The following is a 21,681-nucleotide window of genomic DNA, read 5'->3' as shown; positions in this document are numbered from 1 at the left end:
TTTAAGCAAATATTTGCCTGGAAAACAAATCGGAGCCGTAGCTCCGATTTATCCGTGGTTAAAACTGTAAGCCGGGTGACAATTGTTCCGGCAGCACCACTTGCTCCAGCTCGACGGACGCCACCGGGTACGCACAGTAATCGGCAGCATAGTAGGCACTGGCGCGGTGGTTACCGCTCTTACCGATCCCTCCAAAGGGTGCCGCTGAGCTGGCGCCGGTAATAGGCCGGTTCCAGTTTACGATACCAGCGCGGATCAGCTTATAAAAATGCTGGTATAGCTCATAGCTGTCGCTCAGTAAGCCGGCGGATAAACCAAAGCTGGTGTTATTGGCTGCGGCTATGGCCTGATCAAAGTCGCTGAAGCGGAACACTTTTAACAGCGGGCCAAAATGCTCTTCATCCGGGAATTCGCTAATGGCAGAGCATTCGATAATACCTGGCGTCACCAGGGCTTTTGCCGGGTCCAGCTGCCGCAGCTCCAGTAATACTTTACCACCCAATGCCACCAGCTGCTGCTGGGCCTTGAGCATACTTTGCGCCGCGGCGACGGAAATCATCGCGCCCATAAATGGCTGGGGCTGGGCATCGTATTCACCCACCAGGATCTTGCTACTGACGTCCAGTAACCGCGCCAAAATCGCATCCCCTTCCGCATTGGCCGGCAGATAAAGCTTACGGGCACAGGTACAACGCTGACCAGAGGTAATAAAGGCCGACTGAATAATGTCATGTACTGCAGCATCAATATTGGCCACGTCCTTGACCAATAACGGGTTATTCCCGCCCATTTCCAGCGCCAGAATTTTCTCTGGCCGGCCAGCAAATTGTTGATGCAGATAATGACCGGTGCGCGAGCTACCGGTAAAGAATAAACCATCAATTCCGTCATCACTGGCCAGGGCTTTACCGGTTTCAACCTCGCCCTGTACCAGGTTAATCACCCCGGCCGGGATACCCGCTTCCTGCCAAATTTTCACCGTCAGCTCCGCCACCTTTGGTGTCAGCTCTGAGGGTTTAAATACTACGGTATTACCAGCCAGCAGTGCCGGCACTATATGGCCGTTCGGTAAGTGGCCAGGGAAATTATAAGGACCAAATACCGCCACCACGCCATGCGGTTTGTGGCGAACAAAAGCTCGGCCCTGCGGCATCGGATTCTCTTTATTGCCGGTACGCTCCTCATAGGCGCGCACCGAGATATCAATTTTGCCGATCATGGCGGTGACTTCAGTACGGCTTTCCCACAGGGCTTTACCGGTATCTTCGGCAATGCAGGCGGCCAGCGCTTCTTTATGCTGGTTTAATAATTCGGCAAAGCGTTTTACGATACTTACCCGCTGTTCGAAACTCAGATCAGCCCAAGCGTAATGTGCGTTACGCGCGGCAGCAACCGCCGCCGCAACTTGCTCACTACCCGCTGCCTGCCCTTGCCAGATCAGCTGATTTTTTGCCGGATCAACCGACTGCATTGGCTTGCCAGTACCGGCCAGCCACTGGCCATTAATAAACTGCACTGCCTGATTCATCTGCTACTCCTGTGTTAGATTTTGCTCACCCGCACCCAGTCGTCAGCACTGACATTCAGTGCCGTTGCCAACGCAGGCGGGATGATAATATAGTCTTGCTCTGCCATCAGATTCAGTTCGGCCCAGCAGGCTCTGAAACCAGCGAGCGACGTATTACTAATTAAACACGGCTCACCACCGCTTACCTCGCCGATGCGCACCTGAAAACGTTTGCTGTCCCGAACCGTGCGCACTTGCTCTACCCGGGCCTCGACCGTCGGGCCAGCGTCAAAAATATCCACATAGCCGCGACAGGCGAACCCCTCAGACTCCAGTAACGCCAGAGCGGGGCGAGTTTGCTCATGGACTTTGCCAATCACTTGCTGCGCAGCTTTACTCAGTAAACTGACATAGATTGGATATTTTGGCATCAGCTCTGCGATAAACTCTTTCTGACCGATACCGGTCAGATAGTCAGCGGTTGGAAAATCCAGCGCAAAGAAGTTTTCCTGTAGCCATTGCCAGAACGGTGAATTACCCTGGCTATCGGACACGCCGCGTAGCTCGGCAATCACCTTATCGGCGAAGCGCTGCTGGAACTCAGCCAGAAATAAAAAGCGCATCTTCGATAACAAACGACCATTGTGCTTTTGTCGGTATGGCGTGCGTAAAAACAGCGTGCAGAGCTCACTGACACCAGTGTAATCATTGCATAACGTCAGGATATCTACTGTCTTGTAAACACCCAGCGAGCGCGAGCTGTGAACCACCTTGCCAAGATGATAATGGTAGAAGGCATCATCCAAACCGACTGCTGCCTCCAGTGCGCTGGTACCGCAGATCTGCCCGGTGACACTGTCTTCCAGTACAAACAGATAGCCTTCATCGCCGGGACTGGTTACCGCTTTGGCAAAGGACGCTTCAGAGCGGCTAATCTTGCGCATTAGCAGCTCTTCATTTACCGGCAGCGAGGTAAAGCCGTGCCCGGATTCCACTGCCATCTGATACAGCGCCGGGTAATCATTCGCTCGGATCGGGCGAATTAACATCATGGTCGCTTACTCCATTATTGCTTTATATCCAGTTGTGCTGCAGCAAGTGACCTCGCTGCGTGCCCACTGTTGGATACCAATTTGCTTGCTTTAAAAAGAATCGGCTCATGGCAGAGTCTGAGCTCTGCCGGCTCCGGTGTTCTTGTTGACACCTTAGGAGCTTGTGATATTAAGCGCTGGTAACCTGCTGCACCGCGGCTTCAAAGCGGCGCATCCCCTCGCGGATTTCTTCTTCGGTAATCACCAGCGACGGCGCAAACCGCACTACGTCAGTACCGGCAACCAGGGCAAATAAGCCTTGTTCTGCTGCTGCCAGGAAGAAGTCGCGCGAGCGGCCTTTATATTTTTCATTTAACACCGCACCCAGCAGCATACCTTTACCACGAACTTCACTAAACACCTGATATTTAGCGTTAATCGCTTGCAGGCATTCGCGGAAAATCTGTTCGTTTTTCAGCACACCATTTAATACTTCCGGCGTATTGATGGTATCAATAGCAGCTTCAGCAACCGCGCAGGCCAGCGGATTCCCGCCGTAGGTGCTGCCATGGGTACCGACTTTCAGATGCGCAGCAATCGCTGTCGTGGTTAACATAGCGCCAACCGGGAAACCGCCGCCTAACGACTTGGCACTGGTCAGAATATCCGGCGTCACGCCATAGTTCATATAGGCATACAGTTTACCGGTACGGCCGACACCCGTTTGTACTTCATCCATCACCAGTAACGCCTTGTACTGGTCACATAGCTGGCGTAAGCCCGTTAAGAATTCGGCATCGCCCGGAATAATGCCGCCTTCGCCCTGGATCGGCTCTACCACTATGGCGCAGGTTTTATCAGAGATCAGCGCTTTTACACTGTCCAGATTATTAAATTCGGCATGTAGCACCGCGCCTGGCTTAGGACCAAAACCATCAGAATACGACGCCTGACCACCAACGGTGACCGTAAAGAAAGTCCGGCCGTGGAAACTCTTAGCAAAAGAGATAATTTCGTTTTTATGCTCGCCATGGGTATCCAGTGCCCAGCGCCGTGCCAGTTTAAACGCGGCTTCGTTGGCTTCGGCGCCTGAGTTACAGAAATAAACTTTCTCAGCAAAGGTTTGGTCAACCAGCTTTTTCGCTAAACGCAGTGCCGGCTCATTGGTTAACACGTTGCTCAGGTGCCATAACTTGTCGGCCTGGGTTTTCAGCGCCTTGACCAGTGCCGGATGACAATGCCCCAAACTGCTAACAGCGATACCACCAGCAAAGTCGATATACTCACGACCTTCCTGATCCCAGACGCGGGCACCCTGGCCCTTTACCGGGATCAATTTTGCCGGAGCGTAGTTGGGTACCATTACTTCATCAAACAGCGCTCTGGTTACCTGAATATCAGCAGTCATGTTATGTTGTCCTCTTATTTTACTGGCGGGTACAAATGCATTAGTGAGCCATTTCGGATGGCCTTAACTGCATTATTACAGATTTAAATAGTGTTGTCTTGCCCGGAAAAAGCGGTGCAGCCCTGAAAAAATAAGGGCTGCAGATAGATTTGCATAGGATTTGAATAACTAAGCGGCAGCCTGCTGTAAGCATTGCCAAACAAATAGCGGCTTAACGCAAGCGGCATCAGCCATGCAGCCCACTAGCCGGCTTTTCACGCTCGGCTTAAGCAGTCACTGCTAAAAAATTCGCCAACATGGTCCGACCATGCTCAGTAAGGATTGCTTCCGGGTGAAATTGCACGCCGTGTAACTGTAACTCTGGCAGCCACAACCCCATCAGGTCGCGCAAGCCATCTGTTTCCGGCGCAGTGTAAGCGGTTCGGACGACCTGCGAGGGTAAGGTGTCCGCCGCCACCACCAGAGAATGATAGCGGGTAACGCTCAACGGAGTGGGCAAGCCGGCAAAAACCGATTGCTGCTGATGCTCAAGCATTGAATTTTTACCATGCATCACCTGACGCGCCCGAATGACCTTAGCGCCCAGTACTTGTGCTATCGCCTGATGTCCAAGGCAAACACCGAGAATTGGCATTTTGCCGGCAAAGTGTTCAATCGCCGCCAAACTGATCCCCGCCTGATCCGGGGTACCCGGGCCCGGTGAAATCACCAGATAGTCTGGTGCTAATTGCCGGATTTGCGTTAAGCTCAGCTCATCATTACGCTTTACCAATACCTGCTGCCCCAACGCCTGAAAATACTGCACCAGATTCCAGGTAAAGGAGTCATAGTTATCAATCATCAATAACATAGCGCGGACCTGTAGCGGCTACTCATGGTGGGCGGCCCGGCGCAGCCGATCCTGTACCGCTTCCCAGCCAGAACTGTGTGGCGGTTGCTCAACCAGAATTTCAGCAACGCCCTGTTGATCGGCTAAAAACAGCTGATGATAAAGCTGCTGCGCATAGCCGGCTGCTGTCGCCGGCAATTGTTGTTGATAGGCCGCGTTGGTCACTGGCAAGGCCGAATAATAAAGCACCGCTCGACGCGCATTACTGCTGGCGAGGCGCGCCAACAATGCCTCCGGCGCTAACAGATAAACGGGAGTATTGGGCTGATAATGGGCACCGACATTCCCTGAAACCTTTACCTGATGTTGTAGCGGCGTCGTGACACGGCATCCTAACACCTGTTCCAGTTGTGTCGCGCTAATCGGCCCACTGCGGAGGATTTGGATTTGCTCACCCGTCAGATCGACAATGGTCGACTCCAGACCATGTTGGCAAGGACCACCATCTAACACCGCAGCAACTTTCCCGGCCATGCCATGCAGCACCTGGCTGGCACGGGTTGGGCTGAGCTTTTTATAAGGGTTGGCGGAAGGTGCCGCTACCGCAAGCCTGGCTTGTTGCAGTAAGGCCAGCAGGGCAGGATGTGCCGGCATACGAATACCAATGGTCTCTAAGCCGCCAGTGACGACCGGACTCACATCAGGTGCCTTGTGTAACAACAGGGTAAGTGGCCCCGGCCAGAACGCGGCTGCCAATTGATAGGCTGTGGCCGGGATCTTAATGGCGAACTGTTCCAGCATCGCCAGGTCCGGGATGTGGACAATCAACGGATGATCCGCGGGCCGCCCTTTGGCCTGAAAAATTTTTGCCACGGCAGTCGGATCTGCCGCATTGGCCGCTAAACCATATACCGTTTCAGTGGGCACTGCCACCAAAGCGCCCTGCTGTAATAAGGCTGCAGCCCGGTTCAGATCCGCTGGCTTATCCGCAGCTAATAACTCTGTGTTCATCTGGTACTCTGTTTATGGCCAACCCGGCTTATGGGTCAGCCTGTTATCGGTTGCACCGTCTATGGATTACAGTACTGGCAGTAGGCAGGATCGGCATAGCCGCTGCTGTGTAACTGGTCTTGCTGGTAATCACAGCGTTGACAGCTGGCGCGATGACCTCTCGCCTGCGGCGTAGGTTGACCACAATCGGCACAAGGCAATCCGCTTAACGCTTGCTCTGGCCAAAACCCCGGAGTCTGGCAATGCGGACAGCGTTGCTGTAACCGTTGGTACAAATTTTCTGCCGCTAACCGGATCACCTGTTGCCGCTCTGGGCTGCAATGCGCCCGCAGATCATATTCCAATTGCACCGGGCCGGCATCCAGCCAGTCAACGCAGTGCCGCCGGGCTTGCGCAACGCTCAATGCTTTGGCCAGTCGCGGGCCCTGTTTGACCAACAATAACTGCTGATTAGGCAGCGTAGGCAATATCGTTTCCAGTTCGGTAGCTGCTGTCACTTGCCAGCTACGGGCACTGCACAGTTGCTGCGCTCGCGCCGTAACCGCCCAGCCCTCATCAAGATGGACACAGCACAACAATTCCTGATTTAAGGTACCCAAACCGTAAGGACCCGCCGTAAAGCTACCCTCACTGCCGATACCGATGGCAGTCCCTGCCAGCTCGGCGGCAATGGCCGCTTTGCGTAACGCGCACTCAGCGGCAGTCATAAAACGTGGCTGCTCGCCGGCAAAACTGCCCAATAAATCAGTATCAAAACCCGTTACGCCAAAAACCTGCCAACCCAGCGGAGCTAAAGCGTCAACCAGTAGCGGTACCTTGCCATGTTGAGTTAAAAAAGCGACCGGCTGCATCTGGCGCGGCTCCAAGCTAACCGGGCTGCTTAAGGTGCAACAAAACCCACCGCAGTATTCACTGCGGCCAGGGTACGGCTGGCATGTTCACGTGCTTTGGCGGCACCTTCCCGCATCACTTGCTGCATCAGTGTCTGGTCAGCACGGATTTCACGGAAGCTTTGTTGCACCGGCTCCAGCAAGCTGATGACGGCATCCGCAACGTCGCCTTTTAAATGGCCATACATCTTGCCCTCGTATTCCGCCTCCAGCGCGGCCACCGTTTTGCCCGTCACACCACTTAAGATATTCAGCAAATTGGCAACACCGGGTTTGTTGTCCAAATCAAAATACACCCGCGGTGGATCTTCGGAGTCGGTAATGGCTTTTTTGAACTTTTTGCTGATCATCTTCGGATCTTCCAGCAAGCCAACGAAATTCCACGGGTTCTCATCCGATTTCGACATCTTCTTAGTGGGTTCCTGCAGGCTCATTACCCGGGCTGCCACCTGAGGAATAAAGGGCTCTGGTACAGTGAATACTTCGCCATGCAGCGCATTAAAGCGCAAGGCCACATCACGCGCCAATTCCAGGTGCTGCTTCTGATCATGACCTACCGGTACCTGATTTGCCTGATACAGCAGAATATCGGCAGCCATCAGCACCGGGTAGGTAAAGAGGCCGGCGTTGACATTGTTATTGTGTCGCTCTGACTTGTCTTTAAATTGCGTCATCCGACTTAGCTCACCGAACTGAGTATAGCAATTCAATACCCAAGCCAGTTGACTATGCTCCGGCACGTGCGATTGCATAAACACCGCCGAGCGCTTGGGATCAATGCCACAAGCCAAATACAACGCCAGGCTGTCCAGCGAAGCACTGTGCAGGGCAGCAGGATCTTGACGTACGGTAATCGCATGTAAATCAACAATGCAGTATAAACAGTTGTAGTCGTCCTGCATCTGATCCCACTGCCGCAGCGCGCCCAGATAGTTACCGATGGTCAATTGTCCGGACGGCTGGGCGCCACTGAGTACTATGGGTTTACGGCTCATGCTGTGCAAAGTCCTGTGTTAAGTTCAAAAAAAAGACCGCTATTATACATTAACCCGTTACCGCTGCCAGTTGCTGGCGCATCTGGGCGATCGTTGCTGCATAATCCGGACTGTTAAAAATTGCAGAACCGGCAACAAACATATCCGCCCCGGCGGCAGCAATTTCGGCAATATTGGCTACCGTGACACCGCCATCAATCTCTAAACGGATCGGCAAACCACTGCTATCAATTAACTGCCGCGCCGCCTGCAGTTTGTCTAAAGTTGCCGGAATAAATTTTTGGCCACCAAAACCAGGATTCACAGACATCAACAAAATCACATCGACCTTATCCAGCACATAGTCAAGATAACTTAGCGGTGTCGCCGGGTTAAATACCAGGCCAGCCTGACAACCCTGATCTTTAATCAGCTGCAAGGTACGGTCGACATGGCGCGACGCCTCAGGATGGAAAGTAATAATGCTGGCCCCGGCTTTGGCAAATTGCGGCACCAAGCTGTCCACCGGTTCGACCATCAGATGCACATCAATAGGTGCGGTAATACCGTAGTTACGCAAAGCCTGACACACCATCGGACCTATCGTCAGATTAGGCACATAATGGTTATCCATCACATCAAAATGCACGACATCGGCGCCTGCCGCCAGCACCTTGCTGACATCCTCGCCCAAACGGGCAAAATCGGCGGATAAAATAGAAGGCGCAATTAAATAAGGTTGCATAGCGGCGTTCCCCGGCACAAAAGGCAGACTTTACTGAATTCTACCGCAGAAAGCAGCATGGTTAGCGGGTGATTGCACAAAAATCAGGCAAGGCTGCACCAGCAGACGGCAAGCCTGCGGTTCAGGCATCAACCGATAAACCCTAAGCAACTGTTATTAAACACTTTTATAAAATGGCACATATCTTGGAATTGTCTGGATGAATCTAATCTGAGGGGATCTAACAATGACAGCAAGCAAAAGTGTAATAACATTAGGGTTAAGCGGCCTGTTATTGGCGGCCGGGTTGAGCAGCCAAACTGCGCAGGCAGTTGAAGTTAGTGGCGATATTACGATTGTATCTGATTATGCATTTCGGGGGATTTCACAAACCGACGAAGCGCCCGCCTTACAGGGTGGCTTGACGCTGGCGACGGAATCAGGCTGGTATGTTTCAGTCTGGGGTTCCAGTGTCGACTTCGGTGGCCAGGGCACCTTAGAGCTGGATGTTTTGTTCGGCTGGAGTGGTGATATTGCGGAAGATTGGACCGCTGATGTCGGTATTATGCGCTATGGTTATCCGAATACCGAATTCGAAGGCTCGAATTTCTGGGAACTGTATGGCTCGGTCTCCTACAAAGATCTTACCTTCGGACTGGCTTATAGTGATGACTATTATGCCAACAGCGGTAATTACTACTATGTTTATGCTGGCTACAGCCTGGCCTTGACCGATAATCTGGCACTGGATTTTCATTTGGGCCATAACGAGTATGCCGATGACAGCAGCGCCAGTTATTTGGATTACGGTGTCACCCTCAGTACCGAAGTGTTAGGCCTGGGGCTGTCGCTGGCCTATGTTGATACCGATATTAAAGACTGTAACCTGTGTGACAGCCGGGTAATTTTCGGCGTTTCGAAAGCGTTTTAACGGTTGCTGCGCGCTTTTCATCGCCAGACCACAGCGTATAATAATTAATCAGCTTGTGTCTGGCGATAGAATCAACTATGATTAGCGCCTCTGCATCACGTTAACAGGAATTAACATGAAACTAACCAAAACGAGCAAATCACTGCTGTTAGCCAGTAGCCTGTTGCTTGCTTTTGCTGTTTGGCAGAACAATGCAGCCTCAGACAACTGTACAGGCACTACTTCTGCTTGCAAAGACTCACAACATAACTGGCTAAACTGGTTATCCGGTAACAGTCGCTCGGCACAATTTCACTTCGTCGACTTTCTGGAATTAGTCAGTCAGCTACTGCCGGCAAAATCGCCAAAGAACTGAGATGAGTCCCTCTAAGCCCGGATTGCGGCAAGTGGTAAAAGCGGTATTAGGTGCTTTTATCGGTGTGCAGTCAGAACAGCAGCGTCTGCAGGATTTTCAAAGTCAAAGCGCAATACCATACATTGTTACCGGCATAGTGCTTGCCGCGTTTTTTGTCGCAATACTGCTACTTATCGTTTTTCTGGTGCTGAACTAGCGACTCGTAGAGCCTGCCTGATACAACGCGAATAATTCTTGTACCTTGCCCCTGCTATGGCCTTTCTGACTAATTGAACGTCCAACAGCGATACTCTGTAACTGAGCCTGATGGTAAATCTTCCGTGTCCAGGTCGTATCGTGGTTACTAATTAATACACTGCAGCCGTTTTGCTGAGCTTGCTCTGCTAAGATCGCCAGCTGCGCTTGATCATCAAGGGTAAACCCCTGGCTGGCATAACTGGTAAAGCTCGCCGTTTTACTCAGCGGCACATAAGGCGGGTCACAATACACGACATCACCGGCTGTCAGCTGGCCGAACACCTGCTGATAACTTAAGCAGCTAAATTCCGCACGCTGGGCTTTTTCTGCAAAAAAATATAATTCTGCTTCCGGAAAATACGGCTTTTTATAACTGCCAAAGGGTACATTAAATTTACCGGACATATTGTAACGGCATAAGCCGTTATAGCCATGCCGGTTCAGATACAAGAACAACAGTGCACGCTGGTACTTATCCTGCTGATCGTTAAATTGTTGTCGTAAGTTCAGATAGCTGCTTTTAGTATTAGCGCTGTCGACAAAGAGCATTCGGGCATCCGCGATATAGCGTTCCGCTTGCTGCTGAATGATTTTATACAGCTCAATCAGATCGGCATTAATATCGTTTAAACGATAAGCAGAAAATTGAGTATTCAGAAAAACCGAGCCGGCACCAACGAAAGGTTCAACCAGACAATCGGCTTGCGGCAAGTGCTGTTGGATCTGAGAAACCAGATTATACTTACCACCCGCCCATTTTAGAAAAGCACGACTTCTTTGCTGCACCAATTAATTTCCCTGCTCTGTCACTGCCGGCGCCGACCGTTGCCAGGCTAATATTTCCTGTTGTACTGAGCGCACCATTTTCGGAAAGGGCCCGCTGGCCTGTAACCGGGCTGGTAGCTGCTCAATAAAACCTTGTGCTGAACCATTGTTGTCAAAAGGCCCTGCAACGATTACCCATTGCTCCCGTCCTTGCCAGCGCCGTTGATAGACCAGGTGCTCGACTGTTGGGAAGTCGTTTGCAAACCTTAACACTGCCGCCTGCTCTGATAGAACGGCCAACTGTACCAAACGTTGGTTGGCAGCCCAATTTAAAATGGCGTGCTTAGTATTGGCAACATCTGACTCTGCAGAGTCAGCGGGCGTTACCGTCGCCAGTGTGGCGTTTGCTGCACTCTCGAGATTCGTTGACGGGGAGACCACTGCAGTGTCGCTTGGTGTTACCAACAATTGGTCTGCCGCAACTAATATATCTGTTGCCTCAACCTGCTCCTCGCTGCCTGGTTCCGTATCCTGCGTAATCTCGGCTATATCCGGCACTGTCGCATCCGGGTTTGTGACATCTGCCAGCTCTACTGCAGGTAGTGCCCTCTGATCAGTATCGGTTTCAGAGTTAATCTGTTCAGAACCGGAGGTCGCTATAGATGGCGTCGCCTGCGAAGTTGGTTGTTGTTCAACGAGCTTTGTTGGCAAAGTACCCACAGGAGGCTCTGTCGCCGTCGGCAGCATCCAGATAAAGGCCGCTACTAACGCAAGCACCGCAGTTAGCAGCGCCAGTGGCCAAGGAAAGCCGCGCTTTGCCTTATCGTTTGCTGGCAGTTGGGCCCTGCGGCGGCTTTTAGGTTGCAATAACTGGTATAAATTACCCTGACTATGAGCAAAACGTTCAGCTAAGCTAATGGCGTCAAGTCGTTCGTCCTGCAGCAACTGCTGACTATCTGCCAGAGTCAGCGCGGGTATACTTAGATTCAGCTGCATCCGCTCATCTGGCTGTTGGCGGAAACTGAAGATCCGGACGGGTAACTGCTGCAACCATTGCCAATCCTCGGCCTGCAAGAAGTCAGCATTATCTAACAGCAAAACAAATTCGGCGTCGGGCTGCGCTTTGATTCGGGATAATAAATCGGCGGCATTCAGTGATGACGTAGCAAACCAATGCTGGGCGAGTTGTTGCCTTAACTCAGCCCCGACTGCCGGCAAGCTTACCAAAGCGACATTCACCGGCATTTCCTGACAATCAGACAATAATTCAGCCAGAACTAACGCTATGGTTGATTTACCGCTGCCCGCTGCGCCAATTAATGCCAAATGCGAAAAATCGTTGAATGCCAGTTGAAATAGCAAGCGGGTTAACACCTCTCGCTGCGACGGCAGCAGATAGGTATTGGCGGCAAGTTGCTGCTGTAGCCCTCTGATTTTCATCAGCTAAAAACTTGGTAAAGCTCAGTCTCACTGACATCGTCTGCTAGCACACAATGTCCGAGCCGGCGTGGCAGGATAAAGCGCATCTGCCCATGCTGCACCTTTTTATCCGTTTTCATAAATGGCAGGAAATCATTGATTTGCATACGCTCAGGTGGCTGCACCGGGAGCTGGAAGTCATTCAGTAACTTCTCTACCCGCTCAACATCCGACGGCGTCAACCAGCTACGGCTTAGCGCCAATTTCGTCGCCATCACCATCCCAACCGCAACCGCTTCACCGTGCAGCCACTCACCGTATCCCAGAAAAGCTTCGATCGCATGGCCAAAGGTATGGCCGAGGTTTAATAATGCCCGTTCACCCTGCTCTGTCTCATCACGACTGACGATATCAGCTTTCATCTGACAACAACGTCGAATCATCTCTGACAAGATGGCGGAATCTTTGGCAGCGATGTCCTTGGTATGTTGCTCCAGCCAGGTCAAAAACTCTAGATCACCCAAAATGGCGTACTTGATGACTTCGGCCATACCGGCAGCGAACTCACGCGGTGGTAAAGACTGTAAAACTGCGGTATTAATTAAAACCTGTTCCGGTTGCTTAAAAGCACCGATCATATTTTTACCAAGCGGATGATTAACTGCTGTTTTACCGCCAACAGAAGAATCAACCTGGGATAACAGCGTGGTCGGAATTTGCACAAAACGTACGCCGCGCTGATAACAGGCGGCAACAAAACCGGTTAAATCACCGATAACGCCACCGCCCAATGCCACTAACAGCACCTGACGCGAGAGCTTTTGTTCCAGTAAAAACGATAAGGCTTGTTCAAAGGAGGCCAGCGTTTTATAAGCTTCGCCGTCCGGGATCAGAAAGTGTTTTGGAGGATGCTGGAATAGTGCTGCCACGGCGGGTAGATACAGCTCAGCAACTGTCGGGTTAGAAATAATAACAACCTGCGACGCCGCCGCTAGCTCTGGCAATAATCCCGTAAAACTGGCGGCGATCTGTATCGGATAGCTGCGCTCGCCAAGTTGTACCTCAACTTTATGCATCTGCAGCCCCCGTTACTAATAAGTTAAAAACCTAATTGCTCGATAATCTGATTTGCAACAGAACGCGCACTTTGCTCATCAGTGCGAACCGTGAAGTCTGCGATCTCTGCATAGAGTGGATTACGTTCTGCCGCCAGGCGCTCCAGGACCTCTTTCGGTTCCTCTTTTGTTTGCAAGAGCGGCCGTTTTTTATCACGCTGCGTTCTGGCAACCTGCTTTTCAATAGGCGTTTCCAGATAAACTACTATGCCACGAGCAGACAAACGATTCCGGGTCTCTTTACTCAGTACTGAGCCACCACCGGTCGCCAGTACTATCCCTTGCAGTTCAGTCAGATCCTGAATGACATTTTCTTCACGCACCCGAAAACCGGCTTCCCCTTCCAAATCAAATACCCAGGCGATATCGGCACCAGTGCGGCGCTCGATTTCCTGGTCGGAATCATAAAACTCTAGGTGAAGCATCTCTGCCAGATGACGACCTATAGTGCTTTTACCTGCACCCATAGGGCCTACGAGGAAGATATTACGTTTTTCTGCCATATGTCGTATTGCTAAATCAGCTAATTCAAAGGAATGTTAAGTTAAGGACCGTTAGGCTCCCACGAAAAATTGAAGCGCTGAATTATGTCAGGAATGGGCTTTGATTGGCAAGTTAATTCTCGGCCAGCTGGCGGCAGCGATCGCTGACCGCCAGCTTTGGCTTTTATTGACCTTCAGTTAGGATCCGTGGTGTCACAAAAATCAGCAATTCGCTCTTTTCGTTGAGTTCACGTTTGTTCCGGAATAATACCCCCATGTAAGGGATATCACCAAGTAAAGGCACCTTGTTGACGTTTGAAACTATTTGTTGCTGATAAATGCCACCCAGGACGATAGTTTCACCGTTATCAGCAAGCACCTGAGTCATAATTTGCTGGGTATCGATCGCTGTTGCCGGGCCGGTTGGGGTCTGTACCGTCTCACCCCGGGTATTCTGAGTAATCACTAAATCCAGAATAATTTTATTGTCCGGGGTGATTTGTGGTGTAACCGTTAAACTTAAAACCGCTTTCTTAAATTCCACTGTCGTTGCACCACTGGAAGCAGCCTGTACATAAGGAATCTCGACACCTTGCTCTATTCTTGCTTCTTTTTGGTTTGAGGTGGTTATACGCGGGCTGGCAATGACTTCACCCTTGTTCTCCTGTTCCAGTGCTGACAGCTCCAGATCCAGTAAGGTACCATCGGCCAAACGAGCCACGTGGAAAGCAATACTGCCTGCCGGGTTAGCCACAGGTAAATTCACATTCCAGCGATCGTCCAGTGCTGGAAAATTACCGTTTGAAATACCGTTAGCACCGTCTGCATTGCCCGATACACCACGGTTACCGCCACTGGTGCTTTGCTGATCACTAAAACCCCAGCGGATCCCTAACTCGTCTGTGACATTGTCATTTACCGTAACGATTCGGGATTCAATCAGCACTTGCCGCACCGGAATATCCAGCCGTTCAATCAAACGCCGTACGCTTTCAATATTGCGCGCCGTATCCTTTAACAGAATAGTATTGGTACGTTCGTCAACGACCACACTGCCGCGCTCAGACAGCAGTGTTGCTTCGCGGTTTGACAGTAAACCTGCTAAATCCGCAGCCTTGGCATAATTAATTTGTAGCAGATCAGAGTACAAAGGTTCTAATTGTTCAACCTGCTGTTTCGCCTCTAATTCCCTCGCTTCACGGGAAGCCAGTTCTTCGGTTGGCGCAACCATCAGGATATTGCCTTCCATCCGCTTATCCAAACCTTTAACCCGTAATACAATATCCAGCGCCTGATCCCAGGGCGTACCGTCTAAGCGCAACGTAATATTACCCGTCACAGTATCGCTGGTAACCAGGTTAAAGCCGTTATAGTCGGCAATAATCTGTAACACGGTACGAATGGGGATATCCTGGAAGTTTAATGAGATCGGACGGCCTTTGTACTCACGCCCACCGCCCAGAATACTGCGATTGGTAGCATCACGTTGTAGGCTTACAGAAAAGATGTTGTCAACTTGCTGGTAGTTAAAGGTAAATTGCTCAGTCGCATCAATCACCAGTTTGGTTGAGCTTCCTTCACGGAAAGTTTCAACTCCTTTTACCACAGTGGCAAAATCTACCACATCCAGCTGATACAGTAATTCATCTGGAATAGCCGTGTTGTGGAACTCAATTTCCAGCTTACCCAATCGCTCCTGTACATCAACTGCGGCGGCGTTTTCTTTCAGAAACACCAGAACCCGACCTTCGCCACGATCACCGCGGCGAAAATCTATTGCTTGCAACTGATTAATAAAACTTGGATTAATTTCAGACGCGCTGCCAGGGCGGACCACCTGCGGTGTATCGGCAAGGTGCACTGCGAACACATTATCATTCAACCGGGTGCGATAGACTTTTAGGGTATCCATGTTGATAACGGCATTTACGCCACCATCATTTAACGTCGAACGAATTGTTGACACCCCAGCCTGCTCAACCTTGATATCAGCAACGCGCTGCTCCAGTTCAGCTGTCGGGAAAGTGACACTGAGTCTGGCCGGTTGCTGTAACAGCTCAACCCTTGGTTCCTGCTGCAAGGCTTCATCAAACACAAATTCAATTTCTGTTTCGCCGTTCAACAACGGGTTATAGCGAACCTCGTAGAGCAAAGGTGCGGCCCAAGCAGGCAAGGTACTGCATAGAAGCACTAACAAACCAAGTCTGCTGCCTTTAAATCCTGCGTATTTCGTTTTATTTAATTTATCCATGATTTACTCGCACACTTAGTTACCTGCAGTTGCATCGAACATCTGAACTCTCGTGGTTCGCTCTACCCAGCAACCAGAACCATCCGGAATCAGCTCTAACAGATCAATATGAGTCGGCTCCACCCTCGTTACCTTACCGTGGAACAACCCCATGTAGTTGTTTACGGTAATACGATGTAAGGCTTTATCCGCCGATTCGACCAGTGCCCAGATTTGTCCCTGGTCGCCCAAAGTCCCGCGCATTTTTAAATTGTCCAGTGCAAAACGTTCCAAAGGTTCTTTCCGACGCTCTGGATCCGGGTGCATACAGTCTTGCTGCTGCGAAATACGATCCTGGATCGCCTCCGGTGTTGGTTCAGCGAAGGGACTACGCACATTAGCCATGGTATAAGGGATATGAATAAATTCCTTTGCCTGTGGTAAAGGCTCTACCCTGGGCCGCGTATTCGCTTTTACTGTCTCTAACTCGGCTTGAATATCACTGAGGTCGTCAAAGCAACCGGTAAGAAATAATGCAGAAACAACCACTGTCAGCAGTGCTCTCATTGTTTACTCTCCTTGTACCGATAGGTCTTAGCTACTACGTTGAACTTTAGCTTATCGTCCTTATCGGCTTGGATCGTAAAATCATGCAAGCTAACAATCCGTGGCAACTTAGCCACTTCGCTGACAAAATTACCAAATTGATGGTAATCGCCTACGACATCAATTTTAATCGGCAACTCAGTGTAAAACTCTTTTTCAACCTCGGGTTCCCAATTAATCCGCAAAAAGGTCAGGCCACTGGTCGTGCCAACATAAGTAATATCATCCAGTAAACCAGGCGTTTCATGCGTTGTTGGCAACTGCTTTAGCAAGACCGCAAAGGTCTCTTCCATCTCTTTCATCTGCTCGCGGTAAGCTTCCAGATTAACTGCTGACGCATAACGGGTTTGATAAGTTTGCTTCAGTTCAGTTTCTTTTTGTTTGGCGGCGCTCAGCTCATCAATTTTAGCGTCAATTAGCAGGTAGTAACTAAGAACCGAAACCAGAGCAGCAACAATCAGCGCGAAGATAAATTTCACCGCTAACGGCCATGACCCCATATTTTCCAGGTCTAGATCACTTACATCAATCTCAGATAACTTCATATTCAACGCCATGATTATCTGCCCCCCTGCGGATTACCGGCAGGAACGTTTTGTTGTTCCAATGCTTCATAACCGGCAATTTTCACGTGCATTCTGAAATCACTCAGCAAAGAGGAACGTTCTTTACCCGCTTCAATAAATTCCAGATAAGGTGTGGTCAACAGCTCAGACTGCTCTGCCTCACGCAGCATATTGGATAAACGATTATTTGATTCGCTTTTGCCTAACAACAGCAGCGCTGAGCCTTTTTTCTCAAGCTGCGTCAAGTAAACGCCGGTAGGTACAATGCGCGTGATCTCCAACATCACTTCTGTGCCAAGATTTCGGCTGCCTTGTAACTGTTCAATCAACGTCATACGCTGCTGCAAACTGCGTTTTGTCTCATTCAAGGCGCGGATTTCCGCAATACGTTGGTCCAGAATTCGGATTTCACTCTCCAGATACTGATTGCGTTTCGCTTGACCATCCAGCCTGGCGTTGTAGATCATATTAATCAGAAAACACACCAGGAAACTCACCAGGGCGGTCAATGCCAGCACCATGACATAGTTTTTCTGACGCTCTTTTCTGGCGGCTTCACGCCAGGGCAGCAGGTTTATATATGCCATGGTGAAAAACTCCTTAACGCCAAACCACTGGCTACCATCAGCTGCGGTGCATATCGGTCTAGCGTTTCACGGTCGACGGCTGTAGCGATTTCCATGCTAGCAAAAGGATCAGCAATCACGGTGTGGATACCCAGTTCGTCGATCAGCAGTTTATCAATGCCTTCAATCAGCGCTGAACCGCCTGATACCACCAGATAATCGACGGCTTCTCTGCCGCTACTGGTCAGGTACATCTGAATGCCGCGACGAATTTGTTGCAACAGCATGGTTTGGAAGGGAGCCAGCACTTCAAAGGTGTAATTGGGTGGTAATTCGCCATTTACTTTGGCGTGTTCGGCCTCATCATAACTCTTGTTATAATACGACAAGATACTACGGGTATACTGTTCACCCCCGAATACCTGATCGCGGGTGTAAAGCGTTTTGCCATCCTCTACGATACTCAGCAACGTCATAGTGGCGCCGATATCTACCATTGCAACCACTTTACTGCCTGCATCAGCCGGTAACTGCGCCAGACAAAGCTCAGTAGCCCGACTTAAGGCGTAGCTCTCCACATCAACGACTTTTGCCGTAAAACCACCGTGTGCCAAGGCAGCGACGCGGGCTTCGACACTTTCGGTTCTTGCCGCGCTTAGCAAGACGTTAACTTTTGACGGGTCAGCCTCATTGACATCCAACTTTTCAAAATCGAGACTCACCTCATTCAACGGATAGGGAATCAGGGTGTCGGCTTCCACCTCAATCTGGCTCTCCAGTTCAGCATCCGTTAAGGACACATCCATGAAAATCACTTTACTGATTACTGTAGAACCAGAAATAGCAATGGCGGCGTATTTGACAGAGCGCGGAATTTTCTTCCGGATCTTCGCCAGTACGTTACCGACAGCCTCGATATCCTGAACCTCGCGGTCAGACATCGCGCCTTTCTGCATAGCCTCTATCGCAAAGGCTTCTACTTTGAAGAGACCATTGTGTTGGCTGAGCAATACCGCCTTCACCGAGTGAGAGCCGATATCAATACCCACCATCACGGGGGTTTGTTTACTAAACAGGCTTTTTATCATAGCGTCCTGCAGCCGTTGTTTTTGTTAGCCGATTTGTATTTAGGTATTCTTAGCCCAGACACGAATTTTTGGCAAGAAAAAGCGTTTAATCTCAGTCTAATAAATATATACTAGCAGCGATATTACGAAATTGGGAGTTAAAATTGGGGTCACACGGTGTCTTGGTTTAAAAAACTTTTAATTTTTGTTGTGGTGGCGTTTTTTGCCGGTATAACGACCATCCTGGTCACCTATTTACTGCTGAAAGACGAGTTGCCCGATGTCGCTACATTAAAAGATGTGCGCCTGCAAACGCCAATGCAAGTTTTTACTGCAGATGGCGAACTGATTTCGCAGTTCGGTGAGCAAAGACGTATCCCGCTAAGACTCGACGAGATGCCGCCACTGTTGGTTCAGGCATTTCTTGCGATCGAAGACACCCGTTTCTATGAACATCCCGGCATTGATATTATCGGCATTATCCGCGCAGCCACTGTGGTGGCAACTTCCGGTGAGCTCAGTCAGGGCGCCAGTACCATCACTCAACAATTAGCCCGAAACTTTTTTCTCAGTCGCGAGAAAAAACTGATTCGCAAAGTAAAAGAAATTTTTCTGGCGATTCATATTGAGCAGTTACTGACCAAAGACGAAATTCTCGAGTTGTATCTGAACAAAATTGAGCTTGGGCATCGCTCCTTTGGTGTTGGAGCCGCAGCGCAGGTGTATTTCGGTAAAACAGTCCACGAACTAACTGTTGATGAGATGGCGATTATCGCCGGCCTGCCGAAAGCGCCTTCGATTTTAAATCCCGTGCGATCCGCCAGTAATGCCAGGGCCAGACGCAATGTGGTATTGGGTCGAATGCTAGAGACGCAGGCGATCGACCGGGCCACTTATGAGGCGGCTATCGCTGCGCCAGTAACCAGCCGTTTGCATGGCGCACAGATTACAGCATCGGCACCTTATATCGCCGAGATGGTACGTCAGCAAATGGTAGAGCGCTTCGGGGAAGAAGTTGCTTATACCGAAGGCTTTAAGGTCTACACCACCATTAATAGTAAGGAACAGGCGCTTGCCCGCCGCGCCTTGCAGCAAAATCTATACGATTATGATGAGCGTCATGGCTATCGTGGTCCGGTGGCGAATGTTTGGCAAGCTAAATTAGCGGAACAGCAGACGGAAGAACCGGTATTTATTGAAACCGAACGGCCCGATGAAGCGGAAATTATTAATTATTTGGACCGACAACAGGGCATTGAAGATTTGGTGCCTGCAGTCGTGCTGCAGGTCAACCAGCAAAGTGCGCTGGTAATGCTAAAAGGCGGCCAGCAACAAACGCTGAACTGGGATGGCCTGAAGTGGGCGCGCAGCTATATCAGCGATGAGCGTCAGGGCGTTGCCCCCAAAAGCGCAGCGGCCATACTGCAGCCGGGGATGCATATTTTGGTTCGGCAGCAAAATGAACAGTGGCAACTAAGTCAGATCCCTCAAGCAAGCAGTGCGCTAGTGGCATTAAATCCACAGGACGGTGCCATTAAAGCTCTGGTTGGTGGCTACAGTTTTTCACAAAGCCAGTTTAACCGTGCGACCCAGGCTAAACGTCAGGTTGGTTCCAATATTAAGCCTTTTATATATTCGGCTGCACTGGAGCATAACTATACGCTGGCCAGCATTATGAATGACGCCCCCATCCATCACTGGGACAGCGGCGCGGGTATCGCCTGGCGACCACGCAACTCGCCGGCAGTTTATGATGGTCCGATCCGGATCCGTGAAGCTCTGGCAAAGTCGAAAAACGTGGTATCCATTCGCTTACTGAGAGGCATTGGTATCGATGCATCCATCGCGCAGTTACAAAAATTCGGCTTTAACCCGGCTGATTTACCCCGCAACGAGACCTTGGCATTAGGTTCTGCATCATTAACGCCATTAGAAGTTGCAACTGGTTTTGCGGTCTTCGCCAACGGTGGCTTTTTGGTGCAACCTTACGTCGTAGACAAAGTCTTAGACGCCCAGGATCAATTGGTGTTTAAACATCAACCACTGCTGGCTTGTGATGATTGTGTCGAATCAAGCCAGCATACTGATACCAGCGAGCCGACATCTGCCAGCGAACCAACTGTTACCACAGCGCCCAGAGTGATTTCAGCACAAAATGCGTTTTTGATTGCTGATGCGTTAAAAAGTAGTGTTTGGGGTGGCGGTGACTGGCGTCAGGGCACAGGTTGGAATGGTACCGCCTGGCAGTTACAAAACTTGAAACGTCGCGATATCTCGGGCAAAACCGGTACCACCAACGACTCGAAAGATACCTGGTTTTCCGGCTTTACACCGCAATTGGCCATAACAACCTGGGTCGGTTTTGACGATGCTAATCGCAGTCTGGGCCGGGCACTTTGGAACGCCAATTTAGGCCGCGAACAAAGCGCTGGTGTTGAAGCGGGTGCCCGCACCGCCTTGCCTGCCTGGCAAAATTTTGCCCGCGATGTTTTACCAGCCTATCCTGAGCAAAGTGTGACGCCGCCGGTGGGTATTTCCTCGGTCCGAATTGATACAACAACGGGTTTATTGAGCCGTAGCACTGATCATACCAGTACCTTTGAATTCTTTAAGTTGGGTACCGAGCCAACACAATATGTGTCAGGCAGTGTGCCACAAATTCAGTTTGGGGAAACCACCGACAAGAAAGACGAGCTGGAGGAGTTATTCTAACTGCTGTTGCTCCTTAGGGCGTGTTGACGTTTTCTGCTTAGATTTTGTTCGCACTGGCGGCGCTTTGATCGCGAAACGAGGAGCGCAGTTTAGTTATTCTAAATAAGTGACGAGTGACAAAGAGCAAAGCGCCGCCAGCGCGAACCCTTCGGGCAGCGTTTGGCTGCAAAAATAAGCAGCAAACGTCAACACGCCCTAGCAGCCCAATAGCACATCCAATAAAAAAACCGGCTTTGCCTAATGCCGATCAGTTAAT

General features: G+C 50.4%; 21 protein-coding genes. 4 read left to right on the top strand and 17 right to left on the bottom strand.

Going from position 1 to position 21,681, the window contains the following annotated elements:
• Positions 1-58: 58 nt before the first annotated feature.
• From astD to rpe, 8 genes are all read right to left on the bottom strand, one after another.
• Entirely contained in the window at positions 59-1,528 is a 1,470-nt protein-coding gene (gene astD, locus AAY72_RS11470; RefSeq protein WP_057787615.1) for a succinylglutamate-semialdehyde dehydrogenase, read from the bottom strand.
• A 14-nt stretch (positions 1,529-1,542) separates the two neighbouring features.
• On the bottom strand, positions 1,543-2,559 hold the full coding sequence (gene astA / locus AAY72_RS11465; protein WP_008985616.1) for an arginine N-succinyltransferase: 1,017 nt from the start codon (positions 2,557-2,559) through the stop codon (positions 1,543-1,545).
• 169 nt (positions 2,560-2,728) lie between these two features.
• On the bottom strand, positions 2,729-3,934 hold the full coding sequence (locus tag AAY72_RS11460) for an aspartate aminotransferase family protein (protein ID WP_304439250.1): 1,206 nt from the start codon (positions 3,932-3,934) through the stop codon (positions 2,729-2,731).
• 277 nt (positions 3,935-4,211) lie between these two features.
• On the bottom strand, positions 4,212-4,796 hold the full coding sequence (locus AAY72_RS11455) for an aminodeoxychorismate/anthranilate synthase component II (protein WP_057787611.1): 585 nt from the start codon (positions 4,794-4,796) through the stop codon (positions 4,212-4,214).
• An 18-nt stretch (positions 4,797-4,814) separates the two neighbouring features.
• Positions 4,815-5,786 carry an L-threonylcarbamoyladenylate synthase gene (locus tag AAY72_RS11450; protein ID WP_057787608.1) on the bottom strand — a complete coding sequence of 324 codons (972 nt, stop codon included), beginning with the start codon at positions 5,784-5,786 and terminating at the stop codon, positions 4,815-4,817.
• Between the two features lie 59 nt (positions 5,787-5,845).
• Positions 5,846-6,637: a DUF6671 family protein gene (locus tag AAY72_RS11445; protein WP_057787606.1), complete on the bottom strand. Its 792-nt coding sequence runs from the start codon at positions 6,635-6,637 to the stop codon at positions 5,846-5,848.
• A 29-nt stretch (positions 6,638-6,666) separates the two neighbouring features.
• A complete protein-coding gene (gene trpS / locus AAY72_RS11440) occupies positions 6,667-7,671 on the bottom strand; it encodes a tryptophan--tRNA ligase (RefSeq protein WP_008985611.1) in 1,005 nt (334 codons plus the stop codon).
• 49 nt (positions 7,672-7,720) lie between these two features.
• Entirely contained in the window at positions 7,721-8,395 is a 675-nt protein-coding gene (gene rpe / locus AAY72_RS11435; RefSeq protein WP_057787604.1) for a ribulose-phosphate 3-epimerase, read from the bottom strand.
• Between the two features lie 226 nt (positions 8,396-8,621).
• On the opposite strand from rpe, the gene AAY72_RS11430 reads away from it, so the two are divergent.
• The 3 genes from AAY72_RS11430 to AAY72_RS11420 all read left to right on the top strand — a co-directional run bounded on the left by AAY72_RS11430 (position 8,622) and on the right by AAY72_RS11420 (position 9,856).
• The gene (locus AAY72_RS11430) at positions 8,622-9,305 is read left to right on the top strand and encodes a TorF family putative porin (protein ID WP_057787602.1); all 684 of its coding nucleotides are present in this window, start codon (positions 8,622-8,624) and stop codon (positions 9,303-9,305) included.
• Positions 9,306-9,420: 115 nt separating this feature from the next.
• Positions 9,421-9,660, top strand: a complete 240-nt coding sequence (locus tag AAY72_RS11425) for a hypothetical protein (RefSeq protein WP_008985608.1) — start codon at positions 9,421-9,423, stop codon at positions 9,658-9,660.
• 1 nt (position 9,661) lies between these two features.
• The gene (locus AAY72_RS11420) at positions 9,662-9,856 is read left to right on the top strand and encodes a DUF2970 domain-containing protein (protein ID WP_057787600.1); all 195 of its coding nucleotides are present in this window, start codon (positions 9,662-9,664) and stop codon (positions 9,854-9,856) included.
• Here the strand turns inward: AAY72_RS11420 and AAY72_RS11415 are convergent.
• The 9 genes from AAY72_RS11415 to AAY72_RS11375 all read right to left on the bottom strand — a co-directional run bounded on the left by AAY72_RS11415 (position 9,853) and on the right by AAY72_RS11375 (position 18,734).
• The gene (locus AAY72_RS11415; RefSeq protein ID WP_040292135.1) at positions 9,853-10,683 is read right to left on the bottom strand and encodes a Dam family site-specific DNA-(adenine-N6)-methyltransferase; all 831 of its coding nucleotides are present in this window, start codon (positions 10,681-10,683) and stop codon (positions 9,853-9,855) included. The two genes, AAY72_RS11420 and AAY72_RS11415, sit on opposite strands and share 4 nt — an antisense overlap.
• Positions 10,684-10,686: 3 nt before the next feature.
• A complete protein-coding gene (locus AAY72_RS11410) occupies positions 10,687-12,102 on the bottom strand; it encodes an SPOR domain-containing protein (RefSeq protein WP_057787598.1) in 1,416 nt (471 codons plus the stop codon).
• Positions 12,102-13,157: a 3-dehydroquinate synthase gene (gene aroB, locus AAY72_RS11405; protein ID WP_057787596.1), complete on the bottom strand. Its 1,056-nt coding sequence runs from the start codon at positions 13,155-13,157 to the stop codon at positions 12,102-12,104. The genes AAY72_RS11410 and aroB overlap by 1 nt, the downstream gene beginning before the upstream one ends.
• A 23-nt stretch (positions 13,158-13,180) precedes the next feature.
• Positions 13,181-13,699, bottom strand: a complete 519-nt coding sequence (gene aroK, locus AAY72_RS11400) for a shikimate kinase AroK (RefSeq protein ID WP_008985603.1) — start codon at positions 13,697-13,699, stop codon at positions 13,181-13,183.
• 163 nt (positions 13,700-13,862) lie between these two features.
• Complete coding sequence (locus AAY72_RS11395) at positions 13,863-15,929, bottom strand: type IV pilus secretin PilQ (RefSeq protein ID WP_008985602.1); 2,067 nt, start codon at positions 15,927-15,929, stop codon at positions 13,863-13,865.
• A 15-nt stretch (positions 15,930-15,944) separates the two neighbouring features.
• The gene (locus tag AAY72_RS11390; protein WP_008985601.1) at positions 15,945-16,475 is read right to left on the bottom strand and encodes a pilus assembly protein PilP; all 531 of its coding nucleotides are present in this window, start codon (positions 16,473-16,475) and stop codon (positions 15,945-15,947) included.
• Positions 16,472-17,071, bottom strand: coding sequence for a type 4a pilus biogenesis protein PilO (locus tag AAY72_RS11385; RefSeq protein ID WP_057787594.1), 600 nt, complete (start codon positions 17,069-17,071; stop codon positions 16,472-16,474). The genes AAY72_RS11390 and AAY72_RS11385 overlap by 4 nt, the downstream gene beginning before the upstream one ends.
• A gap of 2 nt (positions 17,072-17,073) precedes the next feature.
• The gene (locus AAY72_RS11380) at positions 17,074-17,667 is read right to left on the bottom strand and encodes a PilN domain-containing protein (protein WP_057787592.1); all 594 of its coding nucleotides are present in this window, start codon (positions 17,665-17,667) and stop codon (positions 17,074-17,076) included.
• Positions 17,655-18,734 carry a pilus assembly protein PilM gene (locus AAY72_RS11375; protein WP_057787590.1) on the bottom strand — a complete coding sequence of 360 codons (1,080 nt, stop codon included), beginning with the start codon at positions 18,732-18,734 and terminating at the stop codon, positions 17,655-17,657. Before AAY72_RS11375 ends, AAY72_RS11380 begins: the two co-directional genes overlap by 13 nt.
• Before the next feature lie 156 nt (positions 18,735-18,890).
• Between AAY72_RS11375 and AAY72_RS11370 the strand changes: the two genes are divergently transcribed.
• Positions 18,891-21,425 (top strand): penicillin-binding protein 1A, encoded by a 2,535-nt coding sequence (locus tag AAY72_RS11370; protein ID WP_057787588.1) that lies wholly within the window; start codon positions 18,891-18,893, stop codon positions 21,423-21,425.
• The last annotated feature ends 256 nt before the right edge of the window (positions 21,426-21,681 follow it).

It is taken from the genome of Alishewanella sp. WH16-1, assembly GCF_001441695.1.
Classification (GTDB): domain Bacteria; phylum Pseudomonadota; class Gammaproteobacteria; order Enterobacterales; family Alteromonadaceae; genus Alishewanella; species Alishewanella agri.
The sequence above is the reverse complement of the archived record's forward strand: the minus strand, read 5'-3'. Positions and strand labels throughout refer to the sequence as shown.

Excerpts from the sequence above, each read along its gene's own strand:
- AAY72_RS11375 (WP_057787590.1), bottom strand. The coding sequence starts at position 18,734 with ATGATAAAAAGCCTGTTTAGTAAACAAACCCCCGTGATGGTGGGTATT.
- aroK (WP_008985603.1), bottom strand. The coding sequence starts at position 13,699 with ATGGCAGAAAAACGTAATATCTTCCTCGTAGGCCCTATGGGTGCAGGT.
- AAY72_RS11390 (WP_008985601.1), bottom strand. The coding sequence starts at position 16,475 with ATGAGAGCACTGCTGACAGTGGTTGTTTCTGCATTATTTCTTACCGGT.
- AAY72_RS11420 (WP_057787600.1), top strand. The coding sequence starts at position 9,662 with ATGAGTCCCTCTAAGCCCGGATTGCGGCAAGTGGTAAAAGCGGTATTA.
- AAY72_RS11395 (WP_008985602.1), bottom strand. The coding sequence starts at position 15,929 with ATGGATAAATTAAATAAAACGAAATACGCAGGATTTAAAGGCAGCAGA.
- AAY72_RS11380 (WP_057787592.1), bottom strand. The coding sequence starts at position 17,667 with ATGGCATATATAAACCTGCTGCCCTGGCGTGAAGCCGCCAGAAAAGAG.
- astD (WP_057787615.1), bottom strand. The coding sequence starts at position 1,528 with ATGAATCAGGCAGTGCAGTTTATTAATGGCCAGTGGCTGGCCGGTACT.
- astA (WP_008985616.1), bottom strand. The coding sequence starts at position 2,559 with ATGATGTTAATTCGCCCGATCCGAGCGAATGATTACCCGGCGCTGTAT.
- AAY72_RS11425 (WP_008985608.1), top strand. The coding sequence starts at position 9,421 with ATGAAACTAACCAAAACGAGCAAATCACTGCTGTTAGCCAGTAGCCTG.
- AAY72_RS11455 (WP_057787611.1), bottom strand. The coding sequence starts at position 4,796 with ATGTTATTGATGATTGATAACTATGACTCCTTTACCTGGAATCTGGTG.
- AAY72_RS11445 (WP_057787606.1), bottom strand. The coding sequence starts at position 6,637 with ATGCAGCCGGTCGCTTTTTTAACTCAACATGGCAAGGTACCGCTACTG.
- rpe (WP_057787604.1), bottom strand. The coding sequence starts at position 8,395 with ATGCAACCTTATTTAATTGCGCCTTCTATTTTATCCGCCGATTTTGCC.
- aroB (WP_057787596.1), bottom strand. The coding sequence starts at position 13,157 with ATGCATAAAGTTGAGGTACAACTTGGCGAGCGCAGCTATCCGATACAG.
- AAY72_RS11410 (WP_057787598.1), bottom strand. The coding sequence starts at position 12,102 with ATGAAAATCAGAGGGCTACAGCAGCAACTTGCCGCCAATACCTATCTG.
- trpS (WP_008985611.1), bottom strand. The coding sequence starts at position 7,671 with ATGAGCCGTAAACCCATAGTACTCAGTGGCGCCCAGCCGTCCGGACAA.
- AAY72_RS11450 (WP_057787608.1), bottom strand. The coding sequence starts at position 5,786 with ATGAACACAGAGTTATTAGCTGCGGATAAGCCAGCGGATCTGAACCGG.
- AAY72_RS11430 (WP_057787602.1), top strand. The coding sequence starts at position 8,622 with ATGACAGCAAGCAAAAGTGTAATAACATTAGGGTTAAGCGGCCTGTTA.
- AAY72_RS11385 (WP_057787594.1), bottom strand. The coding sequence starts at position 17,071 with ATGGCGTTGAATATGAAGTTATCTGAGATTGATGTAAGTGATCTAGAC.